Below are 25,110 nucleotides of genomic sequence, written 5' to 3' on the forward strand. Positions count from 1 at the left end.
ATGCGACACGACCTCGTACTCACCGGCCTTATCTCGATCGGCGCTTCATTGGTGCTGGGCTCCCCGCTCGTCTACTTATGGACGCAACGCGAAAGAGTTGCGCCGGTCGTCGTGGTTGACGTGCAGAAGCTCATCAGCGATGAGCAGGAAACGCTGCTGAAGACCTTCAATAATGGCGATCCCGTCCACATGACGGACGACGCGAAGAATAAGGCGACCCAACACGCCGGCGATTACGCAAAGCGCCTGTCGGCCGCGCTGGACCAGCTCGGCACACAGTGCGGCTGCGTTGTCGTCAATAAAGCTGCCGTGCTCGCAGGTGATGCGCCCGACCTCACTGACCTGATCGCCAAGAGGATCGCGAAATGACTCGTCTCCGATCGACGGCCCTCTCCCAGTTTTCTGCGCGCACGCTTGGAACAAAAATGGTGGGCGGACGATTTGCACCGACCGCCGTTGGTGATTATCTGGCCGCCTCGACCAGTACTTGTGCGGCGGCGCTTGCAAACGTAACGACGCATTTCGACTTGCGTCGATCGGGGGGCGCGAATTTTGCAAAAACCGACCTTCGCGGAGATGAGCAGTGATCGCGCTCGTCGCCTACTCCAGCGGCCTGGCTCGCTATCGACGGTTTGTTCGCACCGTGGTCGCGCTGACGGTCGTGGCGGCTGTCGCATGGGGCCTCACGCCTTGGTATGGGCTGACGTTCAACATGTCGACCAGTCTGCCGGGGACGCTCTACTTCATCCGCAAGGGCCCCTGTCGGCCGCGCCTCGGCGACACCATCGCATTTCGGTGGCACGGTGGGGCGACCTACCCCGCAGGACTGACCTTCATCAAACACGTGGCTGGTTTGCCTGGCGATGTCGTGCACGTCGTTGGTCGCAACATCTGGGTCAATCAGACCTATATCGGCTACGCCAAGCCGCTCTCGCTTGCAGGGATGGCGCTGTTTCCGACCGAAGACGGCGTGATTCCGCCGGGACACTACTTCGTGGCCACGCCGAACCCGAACAGCCTCGATTCGCGGTACTCGATCGCCGGCACCGTTCCTCAAACCGCAATCGTCGGGGAGGCCTATGAAATTTTTTAACCGCTGCCGCGCCCTCAGCACGCCGGCCGGCGCTTCAACTGGAGGCTCAGATGACGCTTCTGATGCTTGCAATTGGCTTGTTCATATGGGCCGTATGGATGTGCGTGATCGTGTTCTGTCTTGGTGTGGGGTTTCTGGTGGCCTGGTTTATAGGCATGTCATTGGTACACCTCATTTCTTTATCGTCCAAATAGTGGACACAGGGATAGGTCCAGCCTGCTTGCTCGTTGGTTGGAGGCAGCTACGACAGCTTATCCGACGAGCTGCAGTCCTGTGGATCGCGGCACTGACGGTCGCGGTATCCCCAATTTCAGCGATTGCGGAGGACCTGGGCGTGGTTGGCCCGACGTATCCGATTGCGGAGCACGACGCGATTGCGATGCTGAAGCGCCGCCTGCTCGAACTGCAAGCCAATGGTGGGCTGGCGGCCATCGAGCGCCGTGCGCGCCAGCGCGCGCTGCATGACGTCACGTCCCTGCCCCCGGTGCCGGGCATTTCGACCGTCAGCGCGTACTCGAGTCGCCTGATTGATCCGACGGTCACCTACTCCAAGCCCGTCACCAACGACGAGGGCGCCGTGATCGTCGCCGCCGGCACGCGTATCAATCCGCTCGACATTGTCACGCTGCACGAGCGCCTGGTGTTCTTCGACGGCCGCGATGCGGGACAGGTCAAGGCGGTGCAGGCGCTCGCGGCCCGCTCCGGCGATTCCATCAAACCGATCCTGACTGCTGGTTCGTGGTTTGACCTGACGAAGTCGTGGAAACGGCAAGTGTATTTCGATCAGCAGGGTCGACTTAGCCAGCGTTTCGGGATCACCCGCGTGCCGGCCGTCATCAGCCAGCGCGGCAACCAACTGCTTCTTGAGGAAGAACCTGCGGAGCAACTGCGTTGACCCGGCGACCAAATCACCTGTCACCTCCCAATTTATCGGAATCGCGATGAACAACTATGACCGTCTGGACTTCACTGCCGACCCGGCCGTTATCGACGTCGTCGAGAAGAACTCGCCCCACGACGGCGCTGCTGCTCTTCAGCACTTCAATGCGACAGTCGAGCCGATCCGGTATGTCGTAGACGTCACCAATGATCAGGTCGTCGTTTCAGGAAAGGGTGTGCTCGCGACTTACTACTGGCGCGCGAGCCCCTACGACAGCAGGGTCGCTCGTCTATCCGTTCAACCTGACCGCCAGATCGTAGGAGACAGCAGCGGGGAAACCTTTCGTGTTGTGGCGGGTGCTGTAGATGATATCCACCGTCCTGCTGCGGTCCTCGCCGAGCATCTGAGCGAGGTCGAAGCCGTTGAGCTGATCGGTCGTATCGAGAAGGGGGTGAAGGCCGCCCTCGGTATCGGCGTCGAATCGACCCATACGGTCCAGTTGGATGAGCCTCTTCCCGTCTCCGGCGTTGTTGAGTCCGCACGTCGTTCGATTGGAGCGAAGCTGCTCGACATCCTGGCCACGGTAACGTCACGTGTGGTATGGGTCGCCGCTTGGGGCGTTGCCGGTGCGGCGACCGGCGGTCTTGCAGTGATCCTCCTGCCGATCGTCTATCGCCTTGGCCATCACGTCGGCGCATACCTGATCGACTTCGTCTTCCACGTGTATCCGGCGATGCGGGAGCTGCTTTCATGAGCATGCGCCCTCTCCTTCGCCGCTGGATTCTCGCGATCGCGCTGGTTGCCAGCTGCTTCTCGTTCTCGGCGCCGGCCGATGCCGGTCAGTGTGTCGGCCGATTCGCCAATCCGATCACGGATATCTGCTGGGAATGCGCTTTCCCGATGGCCATCGGTAGCGTCACGTTCCTCAATATGGGCCAGGACGACACCCCGAACCCGGGCGGATTCCTCTGCTTCTGTAGCGGCACGTTTGGCGTCAAGTTCAGCTTCTGGGAGCCGATCCGGCGCGTCGACGTCACGCGCTCGCCCTACTGCTTCGTGTCGCTCGGCGGGATCTCGCTGAACCCGGGCATCCACGCCCCGGAGGGGGAGGTGCGCGAGCAGAAGGACGACACCAAGCAGAGCTTCTATCAGGTGCACTGGTACACCGATCCGGTCATGTACTACACCGAGATCCTACTAGACGACCCCTGTATGGAGACGGGCAGCTTCGATGTCGCGTACATGACCGAAGTCGATCCGACGTGGAGCGACGACGATCTCACCATGCTCCTCGAGCCGGAGACCTACCTGTTCGGCAGTCCGATCGCCCAGGCCGCTTGCGCAGGTGACTGCGTGCTCTCGAGCCTAGGTTTCGGCAGCAACCTGCTCTTCTGGTGCGCGGGCTGCAACGGCTCGATCTATCCATTCAACGGCCACGTTCAGGCCCATGTGTCCGCGATCCAGGCGTCGTCACTGCTGGTCGAGCGCATGACCGCAAAGCTGCATCGCGAGGGTTTGATGTGGGGCACGACAGGTGACGGGGCCATGTGCGGCTACTACCTGCAGCCGGTGATGGACAAGACCCAATACAAGTACACGATGCTCTACCCCGTTGCGCAAACCGACCAGATCAACGGTCAGTGCTGTCAGCCGTATGGCCGCACGTCGGCGCTCTGGGGCGCCGGAAAGATGATCCCGTACACGGGGGAGGACTTCGCGTACGAGATTTTCCGCAAGCGCAACTGCTGCATGGGTGCGAACCTCGGAGACTTGCCCCAATGAGTCGGCTCACTTTCTCCATCATAGCCGCCGGCACGATCGCCCTCGCGGCCGGTCATGTGTCGGCACAAACCGTGTCGAATGACGCGCTCGCGCGTGAGCAGCAGCAGATCAATACCACGCGCCGAGCGACCTTCGATGAGGCAGCCAGCGGCACCGCACGTTACCGAGGCGTGATGCCATCGTCGGATGCGATTGATGCCGAGATGAGCCGTATCCAGCGCAGTCGCGATCGGCAGATGGCCCAGGCGGCAGCAAAGGCAGCTCACGATGGCAACGCGTTCCCGAACCTACCGACGCCGGCGCCAGCCGCCGCCGGTGCAGATCCGTTCGCCGTCGCCAAACGGTACGAAAGCCGTACGCAGCGTCGTGTGACCGACTCCTTCGTCGCGTTCGCGAGCTTCTCGATGCCCGCTGCCTCGCTGGTACGCCTGGTGAAGACCATGAATCAGGCCGGGGGAACTGTGGTGTTCCGGGGCTTCAAGAACGACTCGCTGAAGGCGACGGCCGCTGAAATGCAGCGGCTGGGGATTGCGTCCGGCGGCATCGTCGTCAACCCGAAGGCGTTCACGCAGTATCGCATCGCCCGTGTGCCCGCCTATGTCGTCACACGCGGTGGAGACGCCAACAGTCAGGTCGACAGCAGCGGATGTGCGCTGCCGGCGTCGTACGTCTCCTTGTCGGGAGACGTGACGCCCGCGTATGCCCTGCGCCAGATCGTCGATCACAGCCCTACCTACGGGGGGATCGCCGAGCGATATCTCCGTGCACTGGGGGATGTCGAATGAACGGAATGCGGGCAACCCTGCGCCGAAGCGCACCACTGGCCATCGCGACCGCTCTGGCTGCGGTCGCCGTGTGCGCTGCTGCGGACGCCCCATCTACCGGGACTGCGTTTACTGAAGGCCAGTCGTTCGGTAAGTCAGGAATGAACGCGGCTCACGGAAGCATCAGTGGCGGTGGCTCGAACGTGCCGAACTACACGAACCAGGACGGCGAGCTGACGCCGCTGTATGGCGGTGGGCAGGGCAGTCTCGGGCCGGCCGGGTCAGGGAAGGAAGCGGATTGCTCGACGCAGCCAGCGAACCCGAGTGCCTACTGGCGTCAGGAATGCGATGCCGTGAATTACCTCGCGAAGAAGCCTCCCAATCGCATGCCGATCACCGCGAGCGATCCGATCGTGACCGGAAGCAAGGGCACGATCAATAACCCCGGGTCTACGACGAGTTCGCAGGACTGCCACAACGTGACGTCGACGGTGCCGGCGACCTACCGGAAGGAAACCTGCGAACAGGCCGTGGGTACGCAAACCTATACCTGCAACCGCATCAATGACCCCGTCTGCACCGAACCCTATCAAGGCTGCGCCGCTGGCGGGGTCGTCGAGGGAAGCTTCACCGGCGGGTTTGCCGCGCGCCTGGCATCGAACTCTGCGCTCTGGAACTTCGGCGCTGACACGGGCTATCACGACAACTCAGGCTACAACGGACTGACCGTGTCCGGCTCGATGAGTTTCAGCGTCCAGAACCTTGGTCAGATCGGTACCGCAGTCATCAGCCAGATCACGGCAAACAATACGCTGCGCAGCGTCGACATTAACGGCGTCACGGTCTACACCGATGCGCCGGACGGCGGGCGCATTCTCCAATGCGGAGTGGCGACGCTGCCGGCGTCGGCCGGCGGTATTGATGGACGGCAGACCACCGGCTATCTTGCCGCGTCCTCGCCTGGTGTGACCTTCACACACAATTTGATTTACAACGGCATTCGGAGCGTGTGTTCGGATAAAACTGCCTTTACGGCAGATGGCGGTCTCACAGAGTATCGACCGTTCTTTACCTTCGGTAGCGAGTACGAGGGGAACCCGTCGACCATTGCGCCCAACACCGACATCCGCTCGTATTTGCACGAGGGCGTCAATACCGTCGAGATTCAAGCGGCGATAGGCGGGTACGGTTTCCAGGGCGGCGGGCAGGCCCGAGTTCAGCTCACGCTGAACCAGATCTGCACCGCGACTTGCACGCCGAACTGGATCGACCAGTGCAGCTCGTTCGAACAGCGGGCCGCACAATGAATATCCGCGCTCTCATGTTCGCTGCGCGTGCGTTCACCCTCGTCGGCAGTGTAATGACCGTCACCCTGCTCGCCGCGCCGGTAGCGTATGCCGCGCCCACCTGCCAACGCACTGGTTCAACCTGCATCGAGCCGGCCGGCACACGCATCATCAACGGGATTCCGCTCTACCAGGATTGCTGGAACTACCAGGATACCTACGAATGCCAAGCCGCTTCCACCGTTAACGACTGCGCGCCATTGCAGCAGCAAGGCTGCGGCCTAGTGAACCAGCGGTGTGTGTCATACAACGACGCGGTGCAGGGAAGCTGCGACACGATGCAGTACACGTACCAGTGTCTCGATACTCCGGCGCACACGACGACCGTCACCCAATGCACGAACACGATGTGCGCACCGGGTGCCGGATGCTTCTCGTCAAGTAGTGGTGCGGACGGCGCGCTCGGCAAGGTCGTAGCAGGGCTGGAAACCGGGCGCGAAGCCGGCGCCTACGGTGTCGGTGGCGGTAACGTGAACATTTTCAAAGGCTACGACAGCAGCTGCTCGATCAAGGTGCTGGGCGGCCTCGAGATCAAGAGCTGCTGCACCAGCAACGGCGGCGGTGCCGCTTACTCGAACAACGCGATCGGAAGCGCCGCGGTCAGCGCTGGACTGTCGGTTGGCGGAACGGCGGCGAAGCAGGGCATCGCGTTAGGGTCGAAGTATGTCTTTGACCAGCTGTACGAAACGGTCGATAGCTCGATCGTGAACTCTGGTCTCTTGCAGATGGGCGCATGGGCGGACAGGGCGTTGTCTACCTCCGGAACCTTTGGTGCCTACGGCTTTAGTTTTTCGTTCTCCCTCACCAATGGTGTTCAGCTTGCCGATTTCAATCCGTACGTATTCGCGGCCGAGATCGCTGCGCAGCTGATCCAGATGTGGCTCGCCTGTTCCCCTGACGAGCAGGTGCTCAGTCTGAAGCGTGGCCAGAACCTCTGTGTTCAGTACAACCAGGGCTGCTCCAAGCGCGTGCTCGGCGTGTGCGTCGAGGAAAAGAAGAGCTACTGTTGTTTCAACTCGCTGATCGCGAAGCTTGTCAACCAGCAAGGCAAGGCGCAACTCGGCATCCCGTTCGCAGGCTGCGGTGGCTTCACGGCCGACCAGCTGCAGCGTATCGATTTTTCGAGTATCGACTTTACCGAGTTCGTCAATTCGATCCAGTCCAAAGCCGTCGACGAGGACGCGATTCTGCAGCGCGTGCGGCAATCGATCGGAAGCGGCAAAGGGGTATCCCAATGAAGCGCCTCGTCTCCGCAGCGTTTACTACTGCGATTTTTGCGCTGCCGGCCGCCGCCTTCGCCGGCAGCTACGACGACTTCAGTGCAGTTCTCATCGACGCGATTGATCACGGGTCAGCGTTTGGCGCGCTGCGTGGACCCGTTGCGGGTTCACTCGTCACCAAGCTGCACGCCAACGGTCCGGTCTACGTCACGGCTCGCTCGATCGGCGACTTGCCGCGGCCTGGCTGCAAGCGTCTGGATGTGCTGTTCGACGTCCGCGGCATCCAGACCGAGGCGGGCGAAACCAGCGGGCGTCTGGACGTGAAGATGAACTACTGCCGCGATCGAATTCCGCCGATTGGCTTGGCGCCGGCGGCGCCGGCGCAACCTGCAGGAGATACACCGTGACGCGGGGCCGCCCACTGGTTGCAGATTTCAAAACCCTCACTACCCAGGAGCGTTGATCATGTCCATCGAAAGCCTGTTTCCCCCTTCGCGTGTCCGCTCGAACTGGCGCTATGCGCTGCTCGCCAGCCTGCCCTGCTACGTGCGGCGATTCCTCTTCGCTTTCGTCATTGTGCCGGCGGCCGTCCCCGTCGTCGCGCTCGCAATACTGAATCATGGGTCTTTCACGGGTATGGCAACGACCGTGCTCGAACAGGCGGCTGGAAGCGGTACGAATCCGGACACGATCCGACTGCGGACATGCACCGATACGGCGGCTCGCCACGCGCCGTCGGCCGCCATTTGTATGCACTGGCGCACTGACGACGTGCCGATCACGACGCTCGCCCCTCAGGTTGGTCACGGCTTGTTCGTCGCGTGGCTCGTTGCTGTCGTCGTCATGCTTGCGACGGATCTCGGCGTTTCCCCGCCCTCGCCTATCGGACTGCGCAGACGTCTCGACTCGATCGGACGGCCGCGTGCCGAACTTAGTCGTGCAATCCGCGAAGGAGAGGTGAAGTGAGACTGCAGATTACGATCACCAGTATGCGCGCCGCGCCGGCGCCCGACTTGCCGAGCCATCTCTTTGCTGGTGCCGCCAGTGACCGCGCGACCTTCCGGGTAACGCACGGCGCCGCGCCGTCGCGCGAAGCCATTTCCGTGTTGCTCGAGGACGCCGGCTTTGAAGTCGACGCGCAGCGGAGCCGGCCATGAGCGCATTCCGTGGATTCCGGCTCGCGGTAGCGGTCCTGCTTCCTGCAGCGCTGCTGGTGCCGCCGTTTGCGGACGCAGACGGGTTGGACTACAAGTCCGCCTGGAGCTGCGACGGGCAAGAGAAATTCAACTGGTACTGCGATGACGACAAGCCCGCGGCGCCCGCGGGTGCGAGCGCGGCCAAACCGGTCGATTCCGACGACTTCGATCAGATCAAGTCGGCCGACGAGATGCGCGAGGCACTGAAGCACCGACTCGACGTCGCAAACATGGACCCGACGCTCGAGCACATCAAGGAGTACATCAAGCTTTGGGAGTACGTCCAGCAAAAGAGCGCTGTCTTCGCCGATCAATGGCGCCGAGTCGTATGGCAGAACCCGAGCCTCGATTACTCGCTCAAGCGTCCGACCAACAACGTCGCTGTCCATACCTATGACCGGACCCGGGATTCCGACCAGGACGGGCAACTGCGTGCACTCGCGCAGAAGCACGGCCTGATTTTCTTCTTCCGCTCGGACTGCCCGTACTGCCATGCGATGGCCCCGACGATTGTGCTGCTCGCGCAGCGCTATGGCATCGACGTGCTGCCGGTCTCTCTGGACGGTCGGGGTATTGGCGAGTTTCCGAACCCGACGCCTGACCACGGTCAGGCGTCGGTCTGGGGTGTGCAGCAGGTGCCCGCCCTCTTCATTGCGTCCAAAGAGACCGGCGACCACGCAATGATCGGCTCGGGAACGATGTCCCTCCAGGACATCATCGACCGCATTTTCGTTCTCACTGCCTCGCAGCCCGGGGAGCTTTTCTGATGAAACCGACACGCTGGTTTGCCGTACTGACGGCTGCAGTGGTTGCCATCGCCCCGGTGTGTGCGCAGGCGATGTCGATGCAGCAGGTCTTCGACTCAATCAACGCCATGGGCAACGTATCGAGCCCTCGGGCGTTGCAGGGCGAGACGATGGATATGTACAGCGGCGGCAGTGTGTTCATGCGCACGCCACACAAGACTTACCAGCTCGCGAGCGTCACCGCACCGGAATGGGGTGCGGGTTGCGGCGGGATTGACCTGTTTGCCGGCGGGTTCAGCTTCATCAATAAGGAGCAGTTTGTTGCGCTGCTGCGCAACATCGGCTCGAACGCCTTGGGCTACGCATTCAAGCTTGCCCTGCAGAACCTCTGCCCGACCTGCGACAACGTCATGCAGTCGTTGCAGACCATCGCCCGCGACGTCAATCGGATGAACATCGACTCGTGCCAGGCCGCTGAGGGCATCGTCAATGCGGTGACGCCTGTTGCATGGAAAAAAGAGCAGGCGAACCTGGCCGACACGCTCGGGCCATTCACGAACCTGTATTCGGATATGACGGATGCCTGGACAAATACCGGAAACAGCTCGGCGCAAGCGGCGCAGACGATCAATACGGCCACTGCATCGGATTCCAATCTCGCGGCCAAGCAGCCGTACGGCAATGTGACGTGGCAGGCGCTGCAGCAGCTGCCGGACCTGAGCACGTCGGATCGCGAATTCCTCATGTCGCTGGTGGGGACGGTCATTTTTCCCGACCCGTCGGATTCGGGCGGCACGGAGGTGAATCCTGTATTCCTGCCGCGAATCGGCAGCCTCACGGTGCAGGAGTTGGTCGGTAACGATCCTGCTGCGAACAGTGGCACCACGATTCAGGTGTACGTGTGTGACGAGACGACGAAGTGCCTGAATCCGTCAGTTCAGGAAATTGGATACACCCCCTTCCGTACGCTCGTACAGCAAAAGCTGCAGGTAATCACGGATGCGATCGCATCGCGCTCCGCGATCCCGAACCCGGCGGACACGTTTCGGTTCCTGAGCATGACGGACCTGCCGGTCTACAAAATGATCGCGGTCGGCACGCGTCTGAACAACTCGTCTCTGGCTGACCAGTTGTTGAGTACCTACCAGTCGCTGATCGCTGCCAAGTACGCCGAAGCGTATATCCACGGATCCGCTGAAGATCTTCGCCGGGCAATCGCGCGTTACGGCACCGTGAAATCCAGCACGTCGCTGCTCGACGAGGCCACGAAGCTCAATACCAACATTGACACGGTCGAATCGGAAGCACGCAGCGCAGTGATGCAAGCCTTCAGCCAGACGTCGAACGCGTGGCAACTGGTCGAGCAACTCCAATCGATCGAGCGCGCCGTGCACGCGAATGTGTCGTCCTCGCTTCGGAACTCGTTGGCCTTTGGCCAGACGTTGAACGGCGGGGGGACTCAATGAACATGGAAATTGACACCTATGGGAACGTCGATACCTTGTACTACGTCATGCAGGGTATCGCGTCTTTCATGGGTAGCGGAACCTGGACAGGTCTCATCCGTTACACGTTGTTGAGCGGCGTCGTAATCTGGACGATCGTCGCGATCGGCCGGAAAGGCTATGAGATCTTCCGGTGGTTCGCCGCCGCGATGCTGATGACGCAGCTGCTTTTGCTACCGGTCGAGAACGTGTTCATCACGGACGTCAACAACGTGCAGCCGACTCGGGAGGTGGATCACGTCCCCGCCTATCTCGCCGCGGTTGCCCAGAGCTTCACGCTCATCTCTCGCGTGCTGACACAGTCGTACGAAACGATCTTTTCGGTGCCGGATACGCTGACCCTGAAAAAGGGGGATGTGGGTTTCGGCATCTCCGTGCTGCAGAAGGTGAACAAGGCTGAAATCACCGATCCGGGGCTGCACGCTGACCTTATCCAGTTCTTCAAGGAGTGCACGGTCTACGACATCCAGGACGGCGCGATTGATCCGAAGACGATCATGAACGGCACCGACCCCTTCAATACCGTGTTCACGTCGACGAGCCCTGCCCGATATGTGACGACGAACACCCTCACCGCGAACCCTACGACGGACACCTGTTCCGCGACCGGCACTTTGTTGCTGCTGCGCGTACAGGACGCTGAGCAAGCGGCCGAGCAGATGTATGGCAGCGAGATGTATCCGGAGATCGCCGACCCCTCCATGGCGAAGGCGGAATTCGTCAACGCGATTGGAGATTCGTACGGCTTCATCCTCCAGTCGTCGCAGAACGCGTCGTCGGCGCTACGACAGGCAATGTTCAACAACGTATGGCGCCAGGCGGGAGCGGAGCTGCCCGCGATGCTGAACGATCCGGCGCGCGTGGCCGAGGTCAATGCGTTGATGAGTTCTGCCCAGGCTGCAGTGGCGACGAACGGCTCACTCGCCTCCATGGCGATTCTCGCCAAGAACACGCTGCCGACCGTTCGCAACTATGCCGAAGCGATCATCTATGCGGTTTTCCCGCTCATTCTGGTGCTCTGCCTGATCAGCGGCGCGGATGGGGCCAAACGAATCCTCGCGATGTACGCCAAGACGGTGGCATGGGTGTCTGTCTGGCCGATGCTCTTCGCGGTCATCAACGGGCTGTCGCTGATTCACCTGAGCCATGAGATGCGCTCGATGTCGCTGCAGGCCGGCGTGCCGTTCGGCATGGCGGCGAAGTTCGGACAGACGTTGCTCGACGAGCAGGCGCTGCTTGGATACATGGTGATTATTACGCCTCCCCTTGCGTGGCTGTTGCTGAACTTCGCATCGGCCGGCGTTGTCGGTGCGTTCTCTCAACTGAGCGGCGCGTTGACCGGCTCTGCTCAACAGATCGGTGGTCAACAGGCGCAAGGCGACGAAAACATCGGCAACGTGCACATGGATTCGTCGTCGATCGATAACGCGTCGCGCAACGTGACCTCGGCGAACAAGTACGACAACACTGTGCAGTCGCGCACCGGGTCGATGAACGTCGATACCGGGACCGGCTCGGCCTTCACGAACTTTGCCAATGGCCTGATCGCTCGCACCGAGTTTCAGAACAGCCTCGGCGTTTCGGCCACGTCCCAGGACGCATTTGAGCGGTCGCTCGGCACCGACACCTCGACGGGTGTCGCGGCAAACCGCACGAATTCCACGTTCGCTGGGCGGGAGCAGCTTGCGTCCAGCACGAACAGTGTCTCGAGCAGCCAGGAGCGTGGAAGCTCACAGCGCCTGTCCGACGATTCCAGTTCGGGTACGCGGGCCTCGTCTAGCCAAACAGGTGAGCGGCGGACCGCACATGATCAGCAATATGCGATAGATCAGTCGCACTCCGTCGACGGTACAACTTCTGCAGGAGCCAAAGGTTCGATCATGCTTGGTGGCGGCTTTGCCAAGTCGTTTGGCGAGGATGGGGCGCCGTCCGGCAACGCCGGCGGTGGAGGCGGCGGCTCAGCCGGTGGTAGCGGGCGTGGGCCTTCCGGCAATGGTCGGCAAGGAAGCAGCAATCCGGTCTCGAACTCGCCTCTTTTTAACCAAGCAGAAGAAGACAAACTCGCTCGTAAGGCCGAGTCACTTGGAAAATCGCCGAACGAAGTTCAAGCGATTCGGGATGCGTATCGATCGAAGGTGCGGGCTGCGGATTATGCAAATGGCGGTGGCACGGGGAAAGGGCAGTCGAGTCTGAAGTTTGGTCTCGATGTTTCGGGCGAAGGTGGATATACGAAGTCTTGGCGGAATTCTGACGCACAAAAATTCGTCGATCAAAACAGTAGTTTGGCCGCCTACACCGAGAGCGATAACGTCTCTCACGAAGGCTCGCAGATGCACAATGACTCCACCGGAATGGAGTCCGGGCAGCACGTTCGCCGCGACCGGTCGGCGTCTCTGACGGACCAGGTTTCGTCCGGCTCTCGCGTTGCAGCGGATCTCACTCGCAGCGCAGACGTGCGCCAGCGCGGATCGACGCAAGTGGTTTCGCGCGTAGATACCTCGACCAACCTGATGACGCCTGAGAACCTGCAGGCGGTCGCTGCGCGCAACGGTATCCGATACAGCCAGCTGATGACGTTGCCGTCCCCGCAGATCGCTCAGCTGGTCGCCCAAGATGCAGCGATGCGCGACATCGTTTCGCGCAACTCGACGTTGCCGACCACGGCTCGTGATGGGTCTACTCTCCCTGCGAGCGGCATCGACGTCGTTCGCCTGGACCAACGCAACCAGTCCGGCGTTGGTGCAAGTGCCCCCGCGTCGTTCCAGCGTTTTGCAGGTGCGGTTGGACCAGTGGATACGACACCCCTGGATGTTGCGACGCCGATGCCCCAAATCGTGACCGACGCACAGCACCGTGTGGATGTTACGCAGCAACGGGTCGCGAGGGAGTCCGCCGCGCCGATCAAGCAGGTGCGTGACCACGTCGATCCGTCGGCCGACAACAAGCCGCTCATGACGCCCGAGCGGGCGCCGGGCCGCTCGCTTTCCTCTCCGCCCGCGGCGCCGTCAGCTTCCGATAGCAAGGGGCCCCTGTCGGCATGGGTGAACTCGATTCAGCCGAGCGGGCCGGCTGGAACAACGTCCACCTCGGCACCAATTGAAAACTTCCTACATCCGCGAACTACGGGAAATGGCCCGACTCTTGAAGCCGCTCGAGCGACGGGAACCGGCACGGGCTCGCCCGCGACTCAACCGCGTCTGTCCGAATCTGACTTCAGGATCGTGACTCTGCCGGCCGGCAATGATCACATGTCACATCGGCAGAGTGATCGTCGAGTGCCCGATGCTCCTGACGGGACATACAGCCGGCCGTCTCCGGAGCTACCCAGCCCTGATCAAGAAGCTGTAGCGCGGCCCGTCGGCTCGATACGGGGTCGCCGGGTGGTTGACGATGGAAGTCGGGGAAGTAGCTTGCCGACCGCATCAATGAAGCGTAGCGGCGGGGTCTCAGTCATGGCTCCTGGAACGACGGCTGGCAACCCTGGTTCACGAGTCGACAACGTCAAACCAGCTAACTCTGGTCAGGAGCAGGCTACGCCGGCGCCTATCGCGCCTGAACCAGCTGGCCGGAGAAGTTCGCCGTCCGGTGGCATCGGCCTCGCAAGCGTCGGGTCAGAAGTCGGTGGCGTCGACAGAAAGGTGCAGATCGGTCGCGCGCCAGGCGGGTCATCTGCTGCAGGGGATGCCTTGCCATCGACACCCTCGCAATACCTCGATGCCGCAACCGTCGGAGCCGACGCATCTGCTCCGCACGACGACTCGGCGGTAAGCGGCGCGGCCACTTCCCCGAGCGTTTTGGCTTCGGCGAGTCGACTAGGACGCGGTTCTGCAGATGACGCACGTGGAGTCAAGTCGCTCCCGAGCGCGGGCGTTGCAAACGATGATCCCGACAACCAATGAAAAAGGGGCCTTGCGGCCCCGGACGGTAATTCCCCAATCAATGACGCCAATCGCTATGACTCATCTGATTTCTTTGGTCTCTCCAAAACCAATCGTTCGAGAGGTCGCTGCTTGCATTGTTGCTCGAACGAGCGGTGTTCCAGCCGTCATCATAGTGCGCGCCGGTCATGATGAGATGGCCAAGCTTGACTGCAACGCCCAATTGGGCGAACACGCCGAAGATGCAGGAAAAGAGAGCGCCAAAAGCCAAAATGGTAAAGGGCAGCTGCATTACCGTAATCACGATGGCCGCAACCAGGAGCGTGGTCAGATAGCCCCACATGATTTTCCGGTAAATCAATCGGCCACTGCGCGAGGCGATAAACGATGTGAAAACCGAGAAAATCGCTGCTGCCATTATCGCCATGAAATTCGCAAGCACATAGTCCATGATGAGCGCCCCCGTACGCAATTAGTATCGACGTTACGCCTGATTTCTCGTACTGGCAAGTTAATCCTTGATGACGTAATTCGTCGTGGTGTCAATTCATTTGCGTCTTTAATTAGCGCGATCTCGACGGTGAGTCGAGTGCGTCTGGTCGCGCTCACGTTTTCTGCCCTGCTTCTTGCTGCTTGCGCCTCGGTGCACAGCTACGACGCCTGCGCCCGCTCCTATTCAGCGGATGGCCACGCCTCCCACGTCGGGAGGTCGGCATGAAGTTTCTCCTCTTCCTCGCGATCACGGCCGGTGCCGGCTACTACGTGCTGCATGACGGGCCGACGCCGGATCTCGGCAATTTGTCGTCGTCCGTTGGGCATTTTGCGAGCTCTCTGAAGCACCCAGCCGACAACGCCTCACATTCTGAAAGCGCAGGCTCTGGCGACCACGCCTCCGTCCAATTCGCGACTTCACCCGACGGCCAGGCCGAGGCGCTCGTGCTGAGCGTGATCGACAGCGCGCAGTCGGAGCTCGACGTCGCCGCTTACGAGCTCACCAATCGTCGCATCGTTACCCATCTGATCGAGCGCGCCCGCGCTGGTGTCCAGGTCCGTGTCGTCCTCGACCGCTCCCAGCTTGACGGCCGCAGCTCGAAGCTCGCGGATCTCGTCGCGGCCGGAATACCGGTTCGCATCGACATGGCCGTACCGCTCATGCACGACAAGTTCATCGTCGCTGATAGCGATACGACCCAGACAGGCTCGATGAACTACACGCAGGCCGGTGCCAATCACAACGCTGAAAACGTCCTCGTCATCTGGCATCACGCCACGGTCGCCGCAGCCGTGCGCGCCGCGTGGGCGCGCCTATGGAATGAATCGAAGCCTTACCCAGGTGTTTGACCCGGCAATCACGCGCGTAAGCCGAACTTTTTAATGGAGAACACGATGCCTCATGTCGATTTCGAAGTCGCCTGCCAGACGATCGGGCAGCTGATCGCCCACTATGTCGCCGTCATCGCTGAAGAGGAGTCGCGCAGCGAGCCGGATGCGGAGTGCATCGCTATAGCCGACGCGGAACGCAAGACTCTGGTTGCCGCTCGCGATGCGCTGCATCCGGATGATGCGGCTGCGATCGCTCGTGCGCTGGACATCTACGGCCTGCGTGTCCGTCGCTTGAACATCGGTCACGCCTGATTCCGGAGCCCATCATGGACACTATTCCGGATGTCGTGATGCAGCGCGCGTATGCGCGAGTGGAGCGCGAGGCGATTGACGGCAGCCGCGAGCAAGCCGAGCCGAAGGCGATCCTCATCGGTGGCCAACCCGGTGCCGGCAAGACGGCCATTGCGCGTCAGGCGATGGGCGAACTCAACGAGCGCGGTGGTGCCGTTTTGATCGACGCCGATCGCATGAGGGAGAACCTGCCGCAGTACAGCCGGCTTCTTCGCGAGGATCCGCAACATGCAGCCGACCTGACGCATGCCGATGCTGGCCGGTGGGCGGGCCGGCTAACCACGGCCGCATCCGACGTGCGCCGTGATCTTGTGGTCGACGGCACGATGCGTAACCCCGATAGCCTGCGCAATCTGGCGCGGCGGCTCAAGGACCGCGGTTACACGCTGGAGGTTCGGGGCGTGGCCATGCCAGCGGACGTGTCGCTTACGCGTGCGCAGATGCGTACCGAGCGCGAAATCGCGACGACGGGCGTGGGACGGGTGGTCAATCGCGAGCAGCACGACCAGGCGTATGCCGGCATGGTGGAAACGGTCGCATTGCTCGAGCGTGAGAAGGCAGTGGATCGAATCCTGATCGTCGATCGGCATCACCGTGAGATATACCGCAACGAACTGCATCAGGGTGAATGGCGCGAGCCGCAAGCGGCCGCGGCGTCGATCGTGCATGAGCGCGAGCGTCCGATGACCCGCGACGAGATAGCCCATCACGTTCAAATGCTCGATGACATTCGTGACGCTCGTACAGGCCGAGGCGCGCCGGCGCCGGAGATTGCCGACATCTCGCTGCGTCGTGAGCAGGCGCTACGCGTCCCGGAGAGGGATGCGCAAGCACGGGTCAACGGAGCGTATGCGGATGCGCGGCCGGCACCGGAGCGCGGCTTGCGCGACGTCCTCCGGTCGATGACGCGTGACGTGCCGAACGTCGGTGGCCACTTCCCCGATCCGGTCGCCGAGGAAATCGCTGCGTCGCGCCATCTGCCCGCCCTCGAGGCCAGGCTTCGCTCGCACGGGATGACTCACCTGACACCGCTGGACGCCGGCGCGTCGTCGGTCGTGCTGGCGGCCGACGACAAGCATGTGGTGCGGCTCGGAACCGGCGATCTTGCCGTTCGGCCAAAAATTCCCGAGGTCTTGCAGCCGGTGGCGAGCGGCACCGAAGGCAATCTGCGATACGAAATCATGCCCCGCGCCGATATGCGAGGCGTGACATCGGCCGACGTCGCGCGCACGGCCGACGCGCTTCGTCAGCGCGGATACCACTGGAGCGATCAGGGCGTCGACAATCTGGGCATCGTGGACGGTCGTGTGGTCGTCGTCGATCCGGGTGGCATAGAGCCGGTACGCGAACGGGCCATTCTGCCGTCTGCACGCCAACCGGATCAGCCAAAGACGGAGGTCGAAGTCGATACGGCGCGCGCGCCGCGCCGGCGTACCGTTGACCACGCGCGCGACGCGGAGCGCGGCCGCGCGTTCGACACGCTGGGCCGTGACCAGGCGCTCGCCCTCTTCCCCGAGCTCGACGCGGCCTACCACCACCTCGAAACGCGGACCTCGATCAGCACGGTTCCCCACAGCGAAATCGAACGCGCCAACCTGTCCGAACAGATCCATCGGGGCCAGCTACCCGAGGGTGACGTGCCGGACGATGTTTCGCGCCGGGCGATCGGCCTGGCCGGCGATTACCACAACCTGATTCTGCGCGATGCGCAGCAGCTGGAGCGCCACTACCGCGGTGAGGTGCTCGCCAACTCGACGCACCACTCGCTGGTCAAGATCGGTCAGACCGTTGGCATCGTCTATCCGCGCGATCGTCTGTCCCGCGATGTCGAGGTCGGCGAGCAGATCGCGATTCAGTATTCGCCGGACAGCGCGCTGCACCAGGTCAGGGAGCGCGATCACGAAGCGGAACGCGCAGACCGATCACACGACCACCAGCTTTCTATCGAGCGATAGGGGCCGCCATGTCTATTTTCAATCGCCCCCCGACGTGTGCGTCCCGTTCCGCATTTTACGCGGCTCTATCTGGCCGAACGTCGACACATTCGCCGTCGGCTGTGGACCAGTCCGAGACTGCTGCGTATCGAAGCCGATTGGGCGACGCGTTACGTCGTGCAGTGGCTCGCACTGTGCTGGTTGGCATGGGCACCGGCGTTGTTGCTCTGGTGGCGGCTGATCTCCAACGGATTCCACCTCGACTACCCGATCGTCGTCGAGCCGCGCGCTTCGCTGCCGATGTACGTGTTCGCCGGCCTCGTCGCTTCGCTTTTCTACGCGTGGTGGCGACCGTACATCAGCTACGTCGAGCTGCAGGTCAGGCGCCACATGGACGACTGGTATCGCACTGTATGTGAAGCGGCGCGATCCGGCCGCCTGTATTAGGCCAGCAACGAATCACCGCCATTTTTGACTGTTGATCACACCAAGGGGAAGACCATGAAATTCACGAAGAACACGCTCCTGATCGTCGCGTTGTCGGCCACTGCGTTACTTGCCGGTTGCGCCACCACTGGCAACGAGCACCTCGAATCCGCGACGCAATCAAGCGTTCAGGCCCAAATCCAGCAGGGCAAGAGCACGAAGCAGGACGTTCAGGATGCTTTCGGTTCACCGAACAAGACCACATTCACCGATTCGGGTCTCGAGATCTGGACATACGAGCTGGCGCACGCCACGCCGCACGCTATCAACTTCGTCCCGATCGTCGGTGCGTTTGCACATGGCGCTGACGTGCGGAAGAAGACGTTGACAGTGCTGTTCGACGACAGCGGGGTCGTCAAGAAATACACGTTTGCCGAGACCACCGACGTGGCCAAGGGAGGCATCGGCCAGTAGCGCCTGCCTGATCGCAATTTAGTGGCGGGAAGGTGCTGTTCCTTACCTTGCGCCTTCCCTTTGACGCCAGCCGGCTTGCCGGCTGGTCTTTTTCCCCGATCTCGCGTTTCTGTAGAGGCACCCGCAATGAATCGATATCGCGCATCTTCCATCGAGCGCCGGCGAGCTGCAGCCTCGATCGCCTGGCCAAAAGGCACGTTGATCCTGACCAACACGGATCCCTCTGCCCAACGCACGCTGAAGGGCGCGGCGGTCGCGCTTGCGGCGGCGGCTTGCCTGTTTTCCATCACTTGCACAAACGGGCCCTTGCAGTCCTGGGCTCGCTCGCGCGAGCACTTCGACATGCGACCTGCGATGGAGGCCGCCCTGAAAGCCGGAAGTCGTTCCGCCGGTACATGGCTTGCCGTTCATTTCAATCGCGACTATCCGGGCTTGCTCCAGGCCGAGTCAGACGCTGGCGAACCGACAGCGATGTACCTGGTTGGTCGCATGCACCTGCAAAAGCACGCGGGTTTCGGCCACACCACGGCGGCGACCGATTCGGATCAGGAAATCGGCATGCAACTCATGCGTCGAGCCGCGGCGGCAGGCGGTCAGGACGCCCTGCGCTATCTGGTCAGTGGGTCTGCGAACTGAACACCACGATGGAATTGGACAAATACGCGGCATGTAAAGGAGAAAGCCGTATGCATACGCGTCCCCTTCACCCCCCCGTTCATCGTCGACATGTGCGAATCATGCTCGGCGTGTTGGCGCTCGTTACCTGGTTACTGATTGCGCCTATTGCTTACCTTGATGCGCTCGGATTCTGGAATAGCACGGAGCCCGTGTTCATCGCCGCGTTTGTTACGGCGCTACTGTTCTTGGCGGCTGTACGTTCGACGTGCACTCGACGTGGAACGTGGAGCGCACTACGTCGTGCGCAACGCGGTTTGCACCGTTTCGGCATGTGTGTCTATTTCATTTGCATGCTGTTGATGATCGTGATCGTCGGGAACTTCGATTCGTCGGCGGCCGGGTTGGCGGAATCGGCTTTCGACTTGTGTTTCGACGGAATGGTTGCCGGCGCAACGTTGTACTTCTGGAGCCTACTGGCGCTGCCGGTCTTATATATTCTCGCCCGCACTGAATCGGCGTGGAAGCAGCGAGGTGCGCGATGACCGCTCGAACTCGCGTTCTGCACCGTTTAGTCGTGGCCGTGTCGCTGGCGTTGCTTGCGTGGATCGTTGGCGGTGTCCTCGCTCGCCAGGCACACGCGCAGGAGTTTCTGTCGCCCGAGCAAGCGTTCCGCGTTCGCATGACCGAAGAACGTGGCGCTGTCGTCCTCCATTTTGCGATCGCTGACGGTTACCGACTTTACGGCGACCGCTTCCGGGTCGCGAGTGATGACGGCCGCGCGCACCTCGGTTCAATTCAGCACCGCGCCGGCAAGGTCGTCGCTGATCCGAGTGCTGGGCGTCCGGTTGAGGTGTTCGAGCGAGAAGTGACGTTGCGTGTGCCGGTCAATGCTCGCGAGATGTTCGGCCTCACGGTGACCTATCAAGGCTGTGCAATCAACCAGATCTGCTATCCGCCGATGCAGCGGACCTTTCCGGTGATTGCTGCTGCACTGCTGTCGCAGTCGGAGGCGTCGCGATGACGGCCGTCCGTTCTCCCTTCTCGCGTGCCCAGTACGCCTATGCGGTCTGTACGACAGACCCCGGTTCGCCAAAGTGGTTCAGCCACCTCCATGCCGCTCGGCACCACGCGATAGCACCCGCTCGCGCATGCGTCGGCATCCACGATGGGGAATTCCCGCCCCTGACTGCCGATATCCCGATGCTGCGCGACGCCTTCGAGGGTGCCGTGCTTGAGATTCACCAAAGGCAGCGCCGTCAGATCGATGGCGATGTTGCCGAAAGAAACCCCCTCTGTTCCCGGAATCTTGGCGGAGGACAGGAACAGAGGGCTCCAGGTCCTGCGCGAGCGCAGGCGTAAACGTCCCGTAGACCGGGCACTCGTTGTTAAGCGGGGATTGTAATGAAATTTTCGAAACGCCCTACACCAAGCGGTTTATCGATCGCGATCGCCGCGGCGATCGCATCGATGGCTGGTCCAGTGCATGCTCAGACGTCCGGAGACGGTGCGCTTTCAGATGGGAATGGTGCCGTTGCCTCTGGCGATTATTCCGTTGCGATCGGCACGGCGGTTACCTCTGCCGGGCCGCGCTCGTTGAGCTTTGGTTACGCGTCGACGGCGGCCGGAGCCGATTCGATCGTGCTCGGGACGTCCAGCACCGCGCAGACGAATGCGGTAGCGGTCGGCAATACGACGGCGGCCGGTACGAATGCAACGGCAATGGGTTCCGCCGCCACTGCCGCGGGCAATGGTTCCGTCGCGATCGGAACCGGCGCCGTCGCGAACAATTCGCAGGATGTCGCAATCGGATCGGGATCCACGACCGGCGCCGCGCATCCGCTTAGTAGCTTCGGTATTGCTGGTGAGAACTACTCGGTGGCGGGATCAACGTCCAACGGGGTGGTGAGTTTCGGTGCGCCGCAAAGTCCGAGGCAACTGACTAATGTTGCCGCCGGCGCCGTTAGTGCAACAAGTCTCGACGCCGTCAACGGATCCGAGCTCTATCACATGGGACAGGCAGTTGGGAGTCTCTCAACGTCGACGAGTCAGTCCGTGACGTCGCTGTCGACTGCGACCGCCAACAATGCCACGGGAGTTGCCGCCGTCTCTTCCGGACTCGCTACGCTGTCAACCACCGCCTCACAATCTTTGTCGTCGCTATCGACGGGGCTCTCGAGCAACACGGCCAACGTCACGAGCCTGTCGAGCAGCTCGGCATCGGGCTTTGGATCGCTCTCAACCGGACTGTCCGTTATCGGCACGACGGTCACGAGCTTGTCCACGAACACCGCTGCCGGGTTCGTGTCGCTCTCGACGTCGACCGCACAAACGATCGGAAGTCTGTCGACGGGCACGGCCAGCGCGATTGCGACGTTGTCGACTACGACAAGCCGATCGATCTCGTCTCTTTCGACTGGCCTGGCTGGCGACGGCGCGACACTCTCGGCAATGCAGTCTGCTTTGGCTGCAGGGACCGTTGGTCTGGTTCAGCAAACAGGCGGTGCCGGCACGGGCGCGATCACAATCGGCGCCAGTACCGGTGGTACGGTGCTCAACGTCGCCGGCAACGCGGGCGCGCGGCAGGTCAAGGGTGTGGCCGCAGGCACAGACGCTACCGATGCGGTCGACCTGCAGCAGCTGCAGAGCGTGGCGGCTCAGGCAGGCGCAATCGGCTCGAGCGCGGTCGTCTACGACGATGTGTCCCACGCGCGCATCACCTTTGGTGCGGTGGGTGTGCCAGTCACTTTGACCAACCTCGCGAACGGCTCCGTGAACGCCGGCAGCACGGACGCGGTCAACGGCCGGCAACTCTATGCCGCGCAGCAGGCGACGAATGCCAACAGTGGTGCGATCGCCGCACTGTCTACTTCAACGCAGGCGGTCACGTCGTCGCTTTCGACGGGCGCGGTTAATAGTGCGGCCTTGTTCGGAAGCTTTTCATCCAGCACGGCTGCTACTTTCTCGCTCCTGTCGACTGGCTTGTCCGCGACCAACGAAAGTGTGTCGTCTCTCACGTCGAGCCTGGTGGCCGGAACCGTCGGGTTGGTCCAACAGACCGGCGGGACCGGCAGTGGCCCGATCATGGTCGGGGCCAACACCGGCGGTACGGCCCTCGACGTGGCCGGCACATCTGGACCGCGTCAGGTCAAGGGCGTTGCCGCGGGCATCGACGGCACCGATGCGGTCAACCTGCAGCAGCTGCAGAGCGTGGCAGGCCAGACGGGCGCAATCGGCGCGAGCGCAGTTAGCTATGACGACGCGTCGCATACCCGCGTCACGCTCGGTGCATCAGGGTCGCCTGTGACCCTGACCAACCTCGCGGACGCCTCGTTGAACGCGAGCAGCACCGACGCTGTCACGGGTCGGCAGCTCTATGCTGCCCAGCAGGCGACGAACGCAAACGTCGGCGCGATCGCTGCCCTGTCCACGTCAACGCTGGCGGCAGCGTCCTCGCTTTCCACGGGCATCGCCAGCAACGTCGTCTCGATCGCGAGCCTGTCGACCAGCACGACCACGGCGCTTTCTACTCTCTCGACCGGCGTCTCCCATGGCCTGGCGTCGCTGTCGACCGGCTTGTCCTCGGCCAACGCCGGCGTATCAGCCCTCGCGTCCAGTCTTGCGGTCGGGACTGTCGGGCTGGTGCAGCAGTCCGGCGGCGCAAGCACCGGCACGATTACGGTCGGCGCCGGCACCGGAGGCATCGCGCTCGACGTCGGCGGAACTGCGGGCGCGCGCCAGATCAAGGGCGTAGCCGCCGGCACAAACGCCACCGACGCGGTCAACCTGCAGCAACTGCAGGGCGTAACGGCGGCTGTGGGCGCCGTCGGCGACGGCGCAGTCTCCTATGATGACTCGACGCATTCGCGCGTCACGCTCGGCGACCCCGGCGTCGGATCGCCCGTCGTGCTCACCAACGTCGCAGACGCGGCACTGACGGCCACCAGCACGGACGCCGTGTCTGGTCGGCAGCTTTACACCGCCAACCAGGCGATCAGCGCCAACGCGGTCTCGATCGCAATGCTGTCGACGTCGACTGGCCTCGCCGTGTCGTCGTTGTCCACCGGCGTCGCCAACGGCGGGGCGACGCTGGCCGCGCTGCAATCGGGACTGGCGGCCGGTACGATTGGCCTGGTGCAGCAAGCCAGCGGTTCCAGCACGGGCACGATCACGATCGGCGCCAGCACCGGCGGTACGGCGTTTGACATCGCCGGCACCGCCGGCGCGCGCCAGGTCAAGGGCGTAGCCGCCGGCACTGACGCCACCGATGCGGTTAACCTCCAGCAGCTGCAGGGCGTGGCGTCTCAGGCCAGGGCGCTCGGCGCGAGCGCGGTCGCCTACGACGACGCCTCGCATACGCGGGTCACATTCGGCACGGCAGGTGCGCCCGTCGCCCTAACCAACGTCGCTGATGGGGCCTTGACGGCGAACAGCACCGACGCGGTCTCGGGACGTCAACTCTATGCGACGAACCAGAGCGTCTCCGCCCTGGCTGGCCAGCTCGCTACGGGTACCGTCGGACTCGTGCAACAACGCGGCGGCTCGAGTGCCGGCGCGATTACGATCGGTGCCGGCACAGGCGGCACCAACATCGACGTCGGCGGCCTGGCTGGCGCGCGCCGCGTCTCTGGTGTGGCAGCGGGTGTGAATGTCACCGACGCCGTCAATGTCGGCCAGTTGAACCAGGTTATCGGTACGGTCAATACGATCGCCGGTAACGCGCTGTCTTACGACGATCCCACGAAGCTCAGCGTGACGCTTGGAGGGCTCGGAGCCGGGACGGCCGTCACCATCCATAACCTGGCGCCCGGCGCGTTATCAGGAACCAGCGCGGATGCGGTCAACGGGGCTCAGCTCTTTGCCACGAATGCGAACGTCGCCGCCAATACCAGCGCGATTGATGCACTTTCTGTCCGACTTGGCGCGATCCTTCCGTCGAGGTTCAGCCAGAGCCTCCCCGAGCCCGGCCAGGGCAGCCTTAAATATGCCGCGTTCAACAGCACCGGCGCCGGTTCAGTTGCAACCGGCACGGATGCGACGGCTATCGGCAGCAATGCGGTGGCCACCGGCGATCGCAGTGTTGCACTCGGCGTGGGTGCCGTTGCCCAAGGCAGCGGCTCGATCGCGGTCGGCAGCGGTGCGAGCACAACTGGCGCCAATGCCGTGGCGCTGGGCGCCGGCTCAGTGGCCGACCGCGACGATTCGGTGTCGATCGGCAACTCGGCGACAAGTACGACGCGAACACTGGCCAATGTCTCGGCCGGAACGGCCCCGACCGATGCCGTCAACGTCCAGCAGCTGAACGACACGGTGACGAACCTGAGCAACCGCATCGAACACGACCGACGTGACGCCAATGGCGGCATCGCCGCGGCTGTCGCGATCGCCAGTCTGCCCCAGGCGCCGGCGCCGGGAAAGAGCATGGTGGCCATCGGGGGCGGGACGTACGGCGGGCAGTCCGCCATGGCGCTCGGCATTTCAACGTATGCCGGCCACTGGATTCTGAAGGCGAACGGCTCGACCGATACGCGCGGCACCGTGGCCGCCGGTGTAGGTGCGGGATTCGTCTGGTAACCA

At 62.5% G+C, this 25,110-nt stretch carries 25 protein-coding genes; 24 read left to right on the forward strand and 1 reads right to left on the reverse strand.

Features of this window, described 5'->3' with window-relative positions; genetic code table 11:
- The 15 genes from KR541_RS36010 to KR541_RS36080 all read left to right on the forward strand — a co-directional run bounded on the left by KR541_RS36010 (position 1) and on the right by KR541_RS36080 (position 14,431).
- Positions 1-369, forward strand: coding sequence for a TrbI F-type domain-containing protein (locus KR541_RS36010; RefSeq protein ID WP_205713840.1), 369 nt, complete (start codon positions 1-3; stop codon positions 367-369).
- Positions 366-587, forward strand: coding sequence for a hypothetical protein (locus KR541_RS36015; RefSeq protein WP_125380529.1), 222 nt, complete (start codon positions 366-368; stop codon positions 585-587). The genes KR541_RS36010 and KR541_RS36015 overlap by 4 nt, the downstream gene beginning before the upstream one ends.
- Positions 584-1,093: a S26 family signal peptidase gene (locus tag KR541_RS36020; protein WP_089487635.1), complete on the forward strand. Its 510-nt coding sequence runs from the start codon at positions 584-586 to the stop codon at positions 1,091-1,093. The genes KR541_RS36015 and KR541_RS36020 overlap by 4 nt, the downstream gene beginning before the upstream one ends.
- Positions 1,094-1,346: 253 nt before the next feature.
- Positions 1,347-1,988, forward strand: a complete 642-nt coding sequence (gene traW / locus KR541_RS36025; protein WP_027811079.1) for a type-F conjugative transfer system protein TraW — start codon at positions 1,347-1,349, stop codon at positions 1,986-1,988.
- A gap of 46 nt (positions 1,989-2,034) precedes the next feature.
- Positions 2,035-2,727 carry a hypothetical protein gene (locus KR541_RS36030; protein WP_176016867.1) on the forward strand — a complete coding sequence of 231 codons (693 nt, stop codon included), beginning with the start codon at positions 2,035-2,037 and terminating at the stop codon, positions 2,725-2,727.
- Positions 2,724-3,755, forward strand: coding sequence for a conjugal transfer pilus assembly protein TraU (traU, locus tag KR541_RS36035; protein ID WP_027811081.1), 1,032 nt, complete (start codon positions 2,724-2,726; stop codon positions 3,753-3,755). Before KR541_RS36030 ends, traU begins: the two co-directional genes overlap by 4 nt.
- A complete protein-coding gene (trbC, locus tag KR541_RS36040) occupies positions 3,752-4,540 on the forward strand; it encodes a type-F conjugative transfer system pilin assembly protein TrbC (protein WP_089487633.1) in 789 nt (262 codons plus the stop codon). Before traU ends, trbC begins: the two co-directional genes overlap by 4 nt.
- Positions 4,541-4,545: 5 nt before the next feature.
- The gene (locus KR541_RS36045; protein WP_244138046.1) at positions 4,546-5,826 is read left to right on the forward strand and encodes a hypothetical protein; all 1,281 of its coding nucleotides are present in this window, start codon (positions 4,546-4,548) and stop codon (positions 5,824-5,826) included.
- 53 nt (positions 5,827-5,879) lie between these two features.
- A complete protein-coding gene (locus tag KR541_RS36050) occupies positions 5,880-7,103 on the forward strand; it encodes a conjugal transfer protein TraN (RefSeq protein WP_252996729.1) in 1,224 nt (407 codons plus the stop codon).
- The gene (locus KR541_RS36055; RefSeq protein WP_027811085.1) at positions 7,100-7,492 is read left to right on the forward strand and encodes a hypothetical protein; all 393 of its coding nucleotides are present in this window, start codon (positions 7,100-7,102) and stop codon (positions 7,490-7,492) included. The genes KR541_RS36050 and KR541_RS36055 overlap by 4 nt, the downstream gene beginning before the upstream one ends.
- A gap of 58 nt (positions 7,493-7,550) precedes the next feature.
- Positions 7,551-8,051 carry a hypothetical protein gene (locus tag KR541_RS36060; RefSeq protein ID WP_027814060.1) on the forward strand — a complete coding sequence of 167 codons (501 nt, stop codon included), beginning with the start codon at positions 7,551-7,553 and terminating at the stop codon, positions 8,049-8,051.
- On the forward strand, positions 8,048-8,242 hold the full coding sequence (locus KR541_RS36065; RefSeq protein ID WP_027811087.1) for a hypothetical protein: 195 nt from the start codon (positions 8,048-8,050) through the stop codon (positions 8,240-8,242). Before KR541_RS36060 ends, KR541_RS36065 begins: the two co-directional genes overlap by 4 nt.
- Positions 8,239-9,048, forward strand: a complete 810-nt coding sequence (locus KR541_RS36070) for a conjugal transfer protein TraF (protein ID WP_089487630.1) — start codon at positions 8,239-8,241, stop codon at positions 9,046-9,048. The genes KR541_RS36065 and KR541_RS36070 overlap by 4 nt, the downstream gene beginning before the upstream one ends.
- Positions 9,048-10,493, forward strand: coding sequence for a conjugal transfer protein TraH (locus tag KR541_RS36075; protein WP_027811089.1), 1,446 nt, complete (start codon positions 9,048-9,050; stop codon positions 10,491-10,493). The genes KR541_RS36070 and KR541_RS36075 overlap by 1 nt, the downstream gene beginning before the upstream one ends.
- A gap of 2 nt (positions 10,494-10,495) precedes the next feature.
- A complete protein-coding gene (locus KR541_RS36080; RefSeq protein ID WP_244138044.1) occupies positions 10,496-14,431 on the forward strand; it encodes a conjugal transfer protein TraG N-terminal domain-containing protein in 3,936 nt (1,311 codons plus the stop codon).
- A gap of 37 nt (positions 14,432-14,468) precedes the next feature.
- Here the strand turns inward: KR541_RS36080 and KR541_RS36085 are convergent, their stop codons facing one another.
- Positions 14,469-14,861 (reverse strand): hypothetical protein, encoded by a 393-nt coding sequence (locus tag KR541_RS36085; protein WP_027811091.1) that lies wholly within the window; start codon positions 14,859-14,861, stop codon positions 14,469-14,471.
- A 263-nt stretch (positions 14,862-15,124) separates the two neighbouring features.
- Here KR541_RS36085 and KR541_RS36090 point away from each other — a divergent pair, with 263 nt between their 5' ends.
- The 9 genes from KR541_RS36090 (at position 15,125) to KR541_RS36130 (ending at position 25,107) form a co-directional block, all read left to right on the forward strand.
- Complete coding sequence (locus tag KR541_RS36090; protein ID WP_089487628.1) at positions 15,125-15,751, forward strand: phospholipase D family nuclease; 627 nt, start codon at positions 15,125-15,127, stop codon at positions 15,749-15,751.
- 33 nt (positions 15,752-15,784) lie between these two features.
- Positions 15,785-16,045, forward strand: a complete 261-nt coding sequence (locus tag KR541_RS36095) for a hypothetical protein (protein WP_027811093.1) — start codon at positions 15,785-15,787, stop codon at positions 16,043-16,045.
- Positions 16,046-16,059: 14 nt separating this feature from the next.
- Positions 16,060-18,039 carry a zeta toxin family protein gene (locus tag KR541_RS36100; protein WP_089487627.1) on the forward strand — a complete coding sequence of 660 codons (1,980 nt, stop codon included), beginning with the start codon at positions 16,060-16,062 and terminating at the stop codon, positions 18,037-18,039.
- Positions 18,040-18,195: 156 nt separating this feature from the next.
- Positions 18,196-18,465 carry a hypothetical protein gene (locus KR541_RS36105; protein ID WP_224755996.1) on the forward strand — a complete coding sequence of 90 codons (270 nt, stop codon included), beginning with the start codon at positions 18,196-18,198 and terminating at the stop codon, positions 18,463-18,465.
- 54 nt (positions 18,466-18,519) lie between these two features.
- Positions 18,520-18,918 (forward strand): outer membrane protein assembly factor BamE domain-containing protein, encoded by a 399-nt coding sequence (bamE, locus tag KR541_RS36110; RefSeq protein ID WP_027811096.1) that lies wholly within the window; start codon positions 18,520-18,522, stop codon positions 18,916-18,918.
- 126 nt (positions 18,919-19,044) lie between these two features.
- Positions 19,045-19,554 carry a hypothetical protein gene (locus tag KR541_RS36115; protein WP_089487625.1) on the forward strand — a complete coding sequence of 170 codons (510 nt, stop codon included), beginning with the start codon at positions 19,045-19,047 and terminating at the stop codon, positions 19,552-19,554.
- Positions 19,555-19,655: 101 nt separating this feature from the next.
- A complete protein-coding gene (locus KR541_RS36120; protein ID WP_027811098.1) occupies positions 19,656-20,078 on the forward strand; it encodes a hypothetical protein in 423 nt (140 codons plus the stop codon).
- Positions 20,075-20,557, forward strand: a complete 483-nt coding sequence (locus KR541_RS36125; RefSeq protein ID WP_034175799.1) for a protein-disulfide reductase DsbD N-terminal domain-containing protein — start codon at positions 20,075-20,077, stop codon at positions 20,555-20,557. Before KR541_RS36120 ends, KR541_RS36125 begins: the two co-directional genes overlap by 4 nt.
- A 380-nt stretch (positions 20,558-20,937) precedes the next feature.
- Positions 20,938-25,107, forward strand: a complete 4,170-nt coding sequence (locus tag KR541_RS36130; protein ID WP_089487623.1) for a YadA-like family protein — start codon at positions 20,938-20,940, stop codon at positions 25,105-25,107.
- Positions 25,108-25,110 lie beyond the last annotated feature (3 nt).

Origin of the sequence: Burkholderia sola, assembly GCF_905400185.1 — a bacterium.
Lineage (GTDB): Bacteria > Pseudomonadota > Gammaproteobacteria > Burkholderiales > Burkholderiaceae > Burkholderia > Burkholderia sola.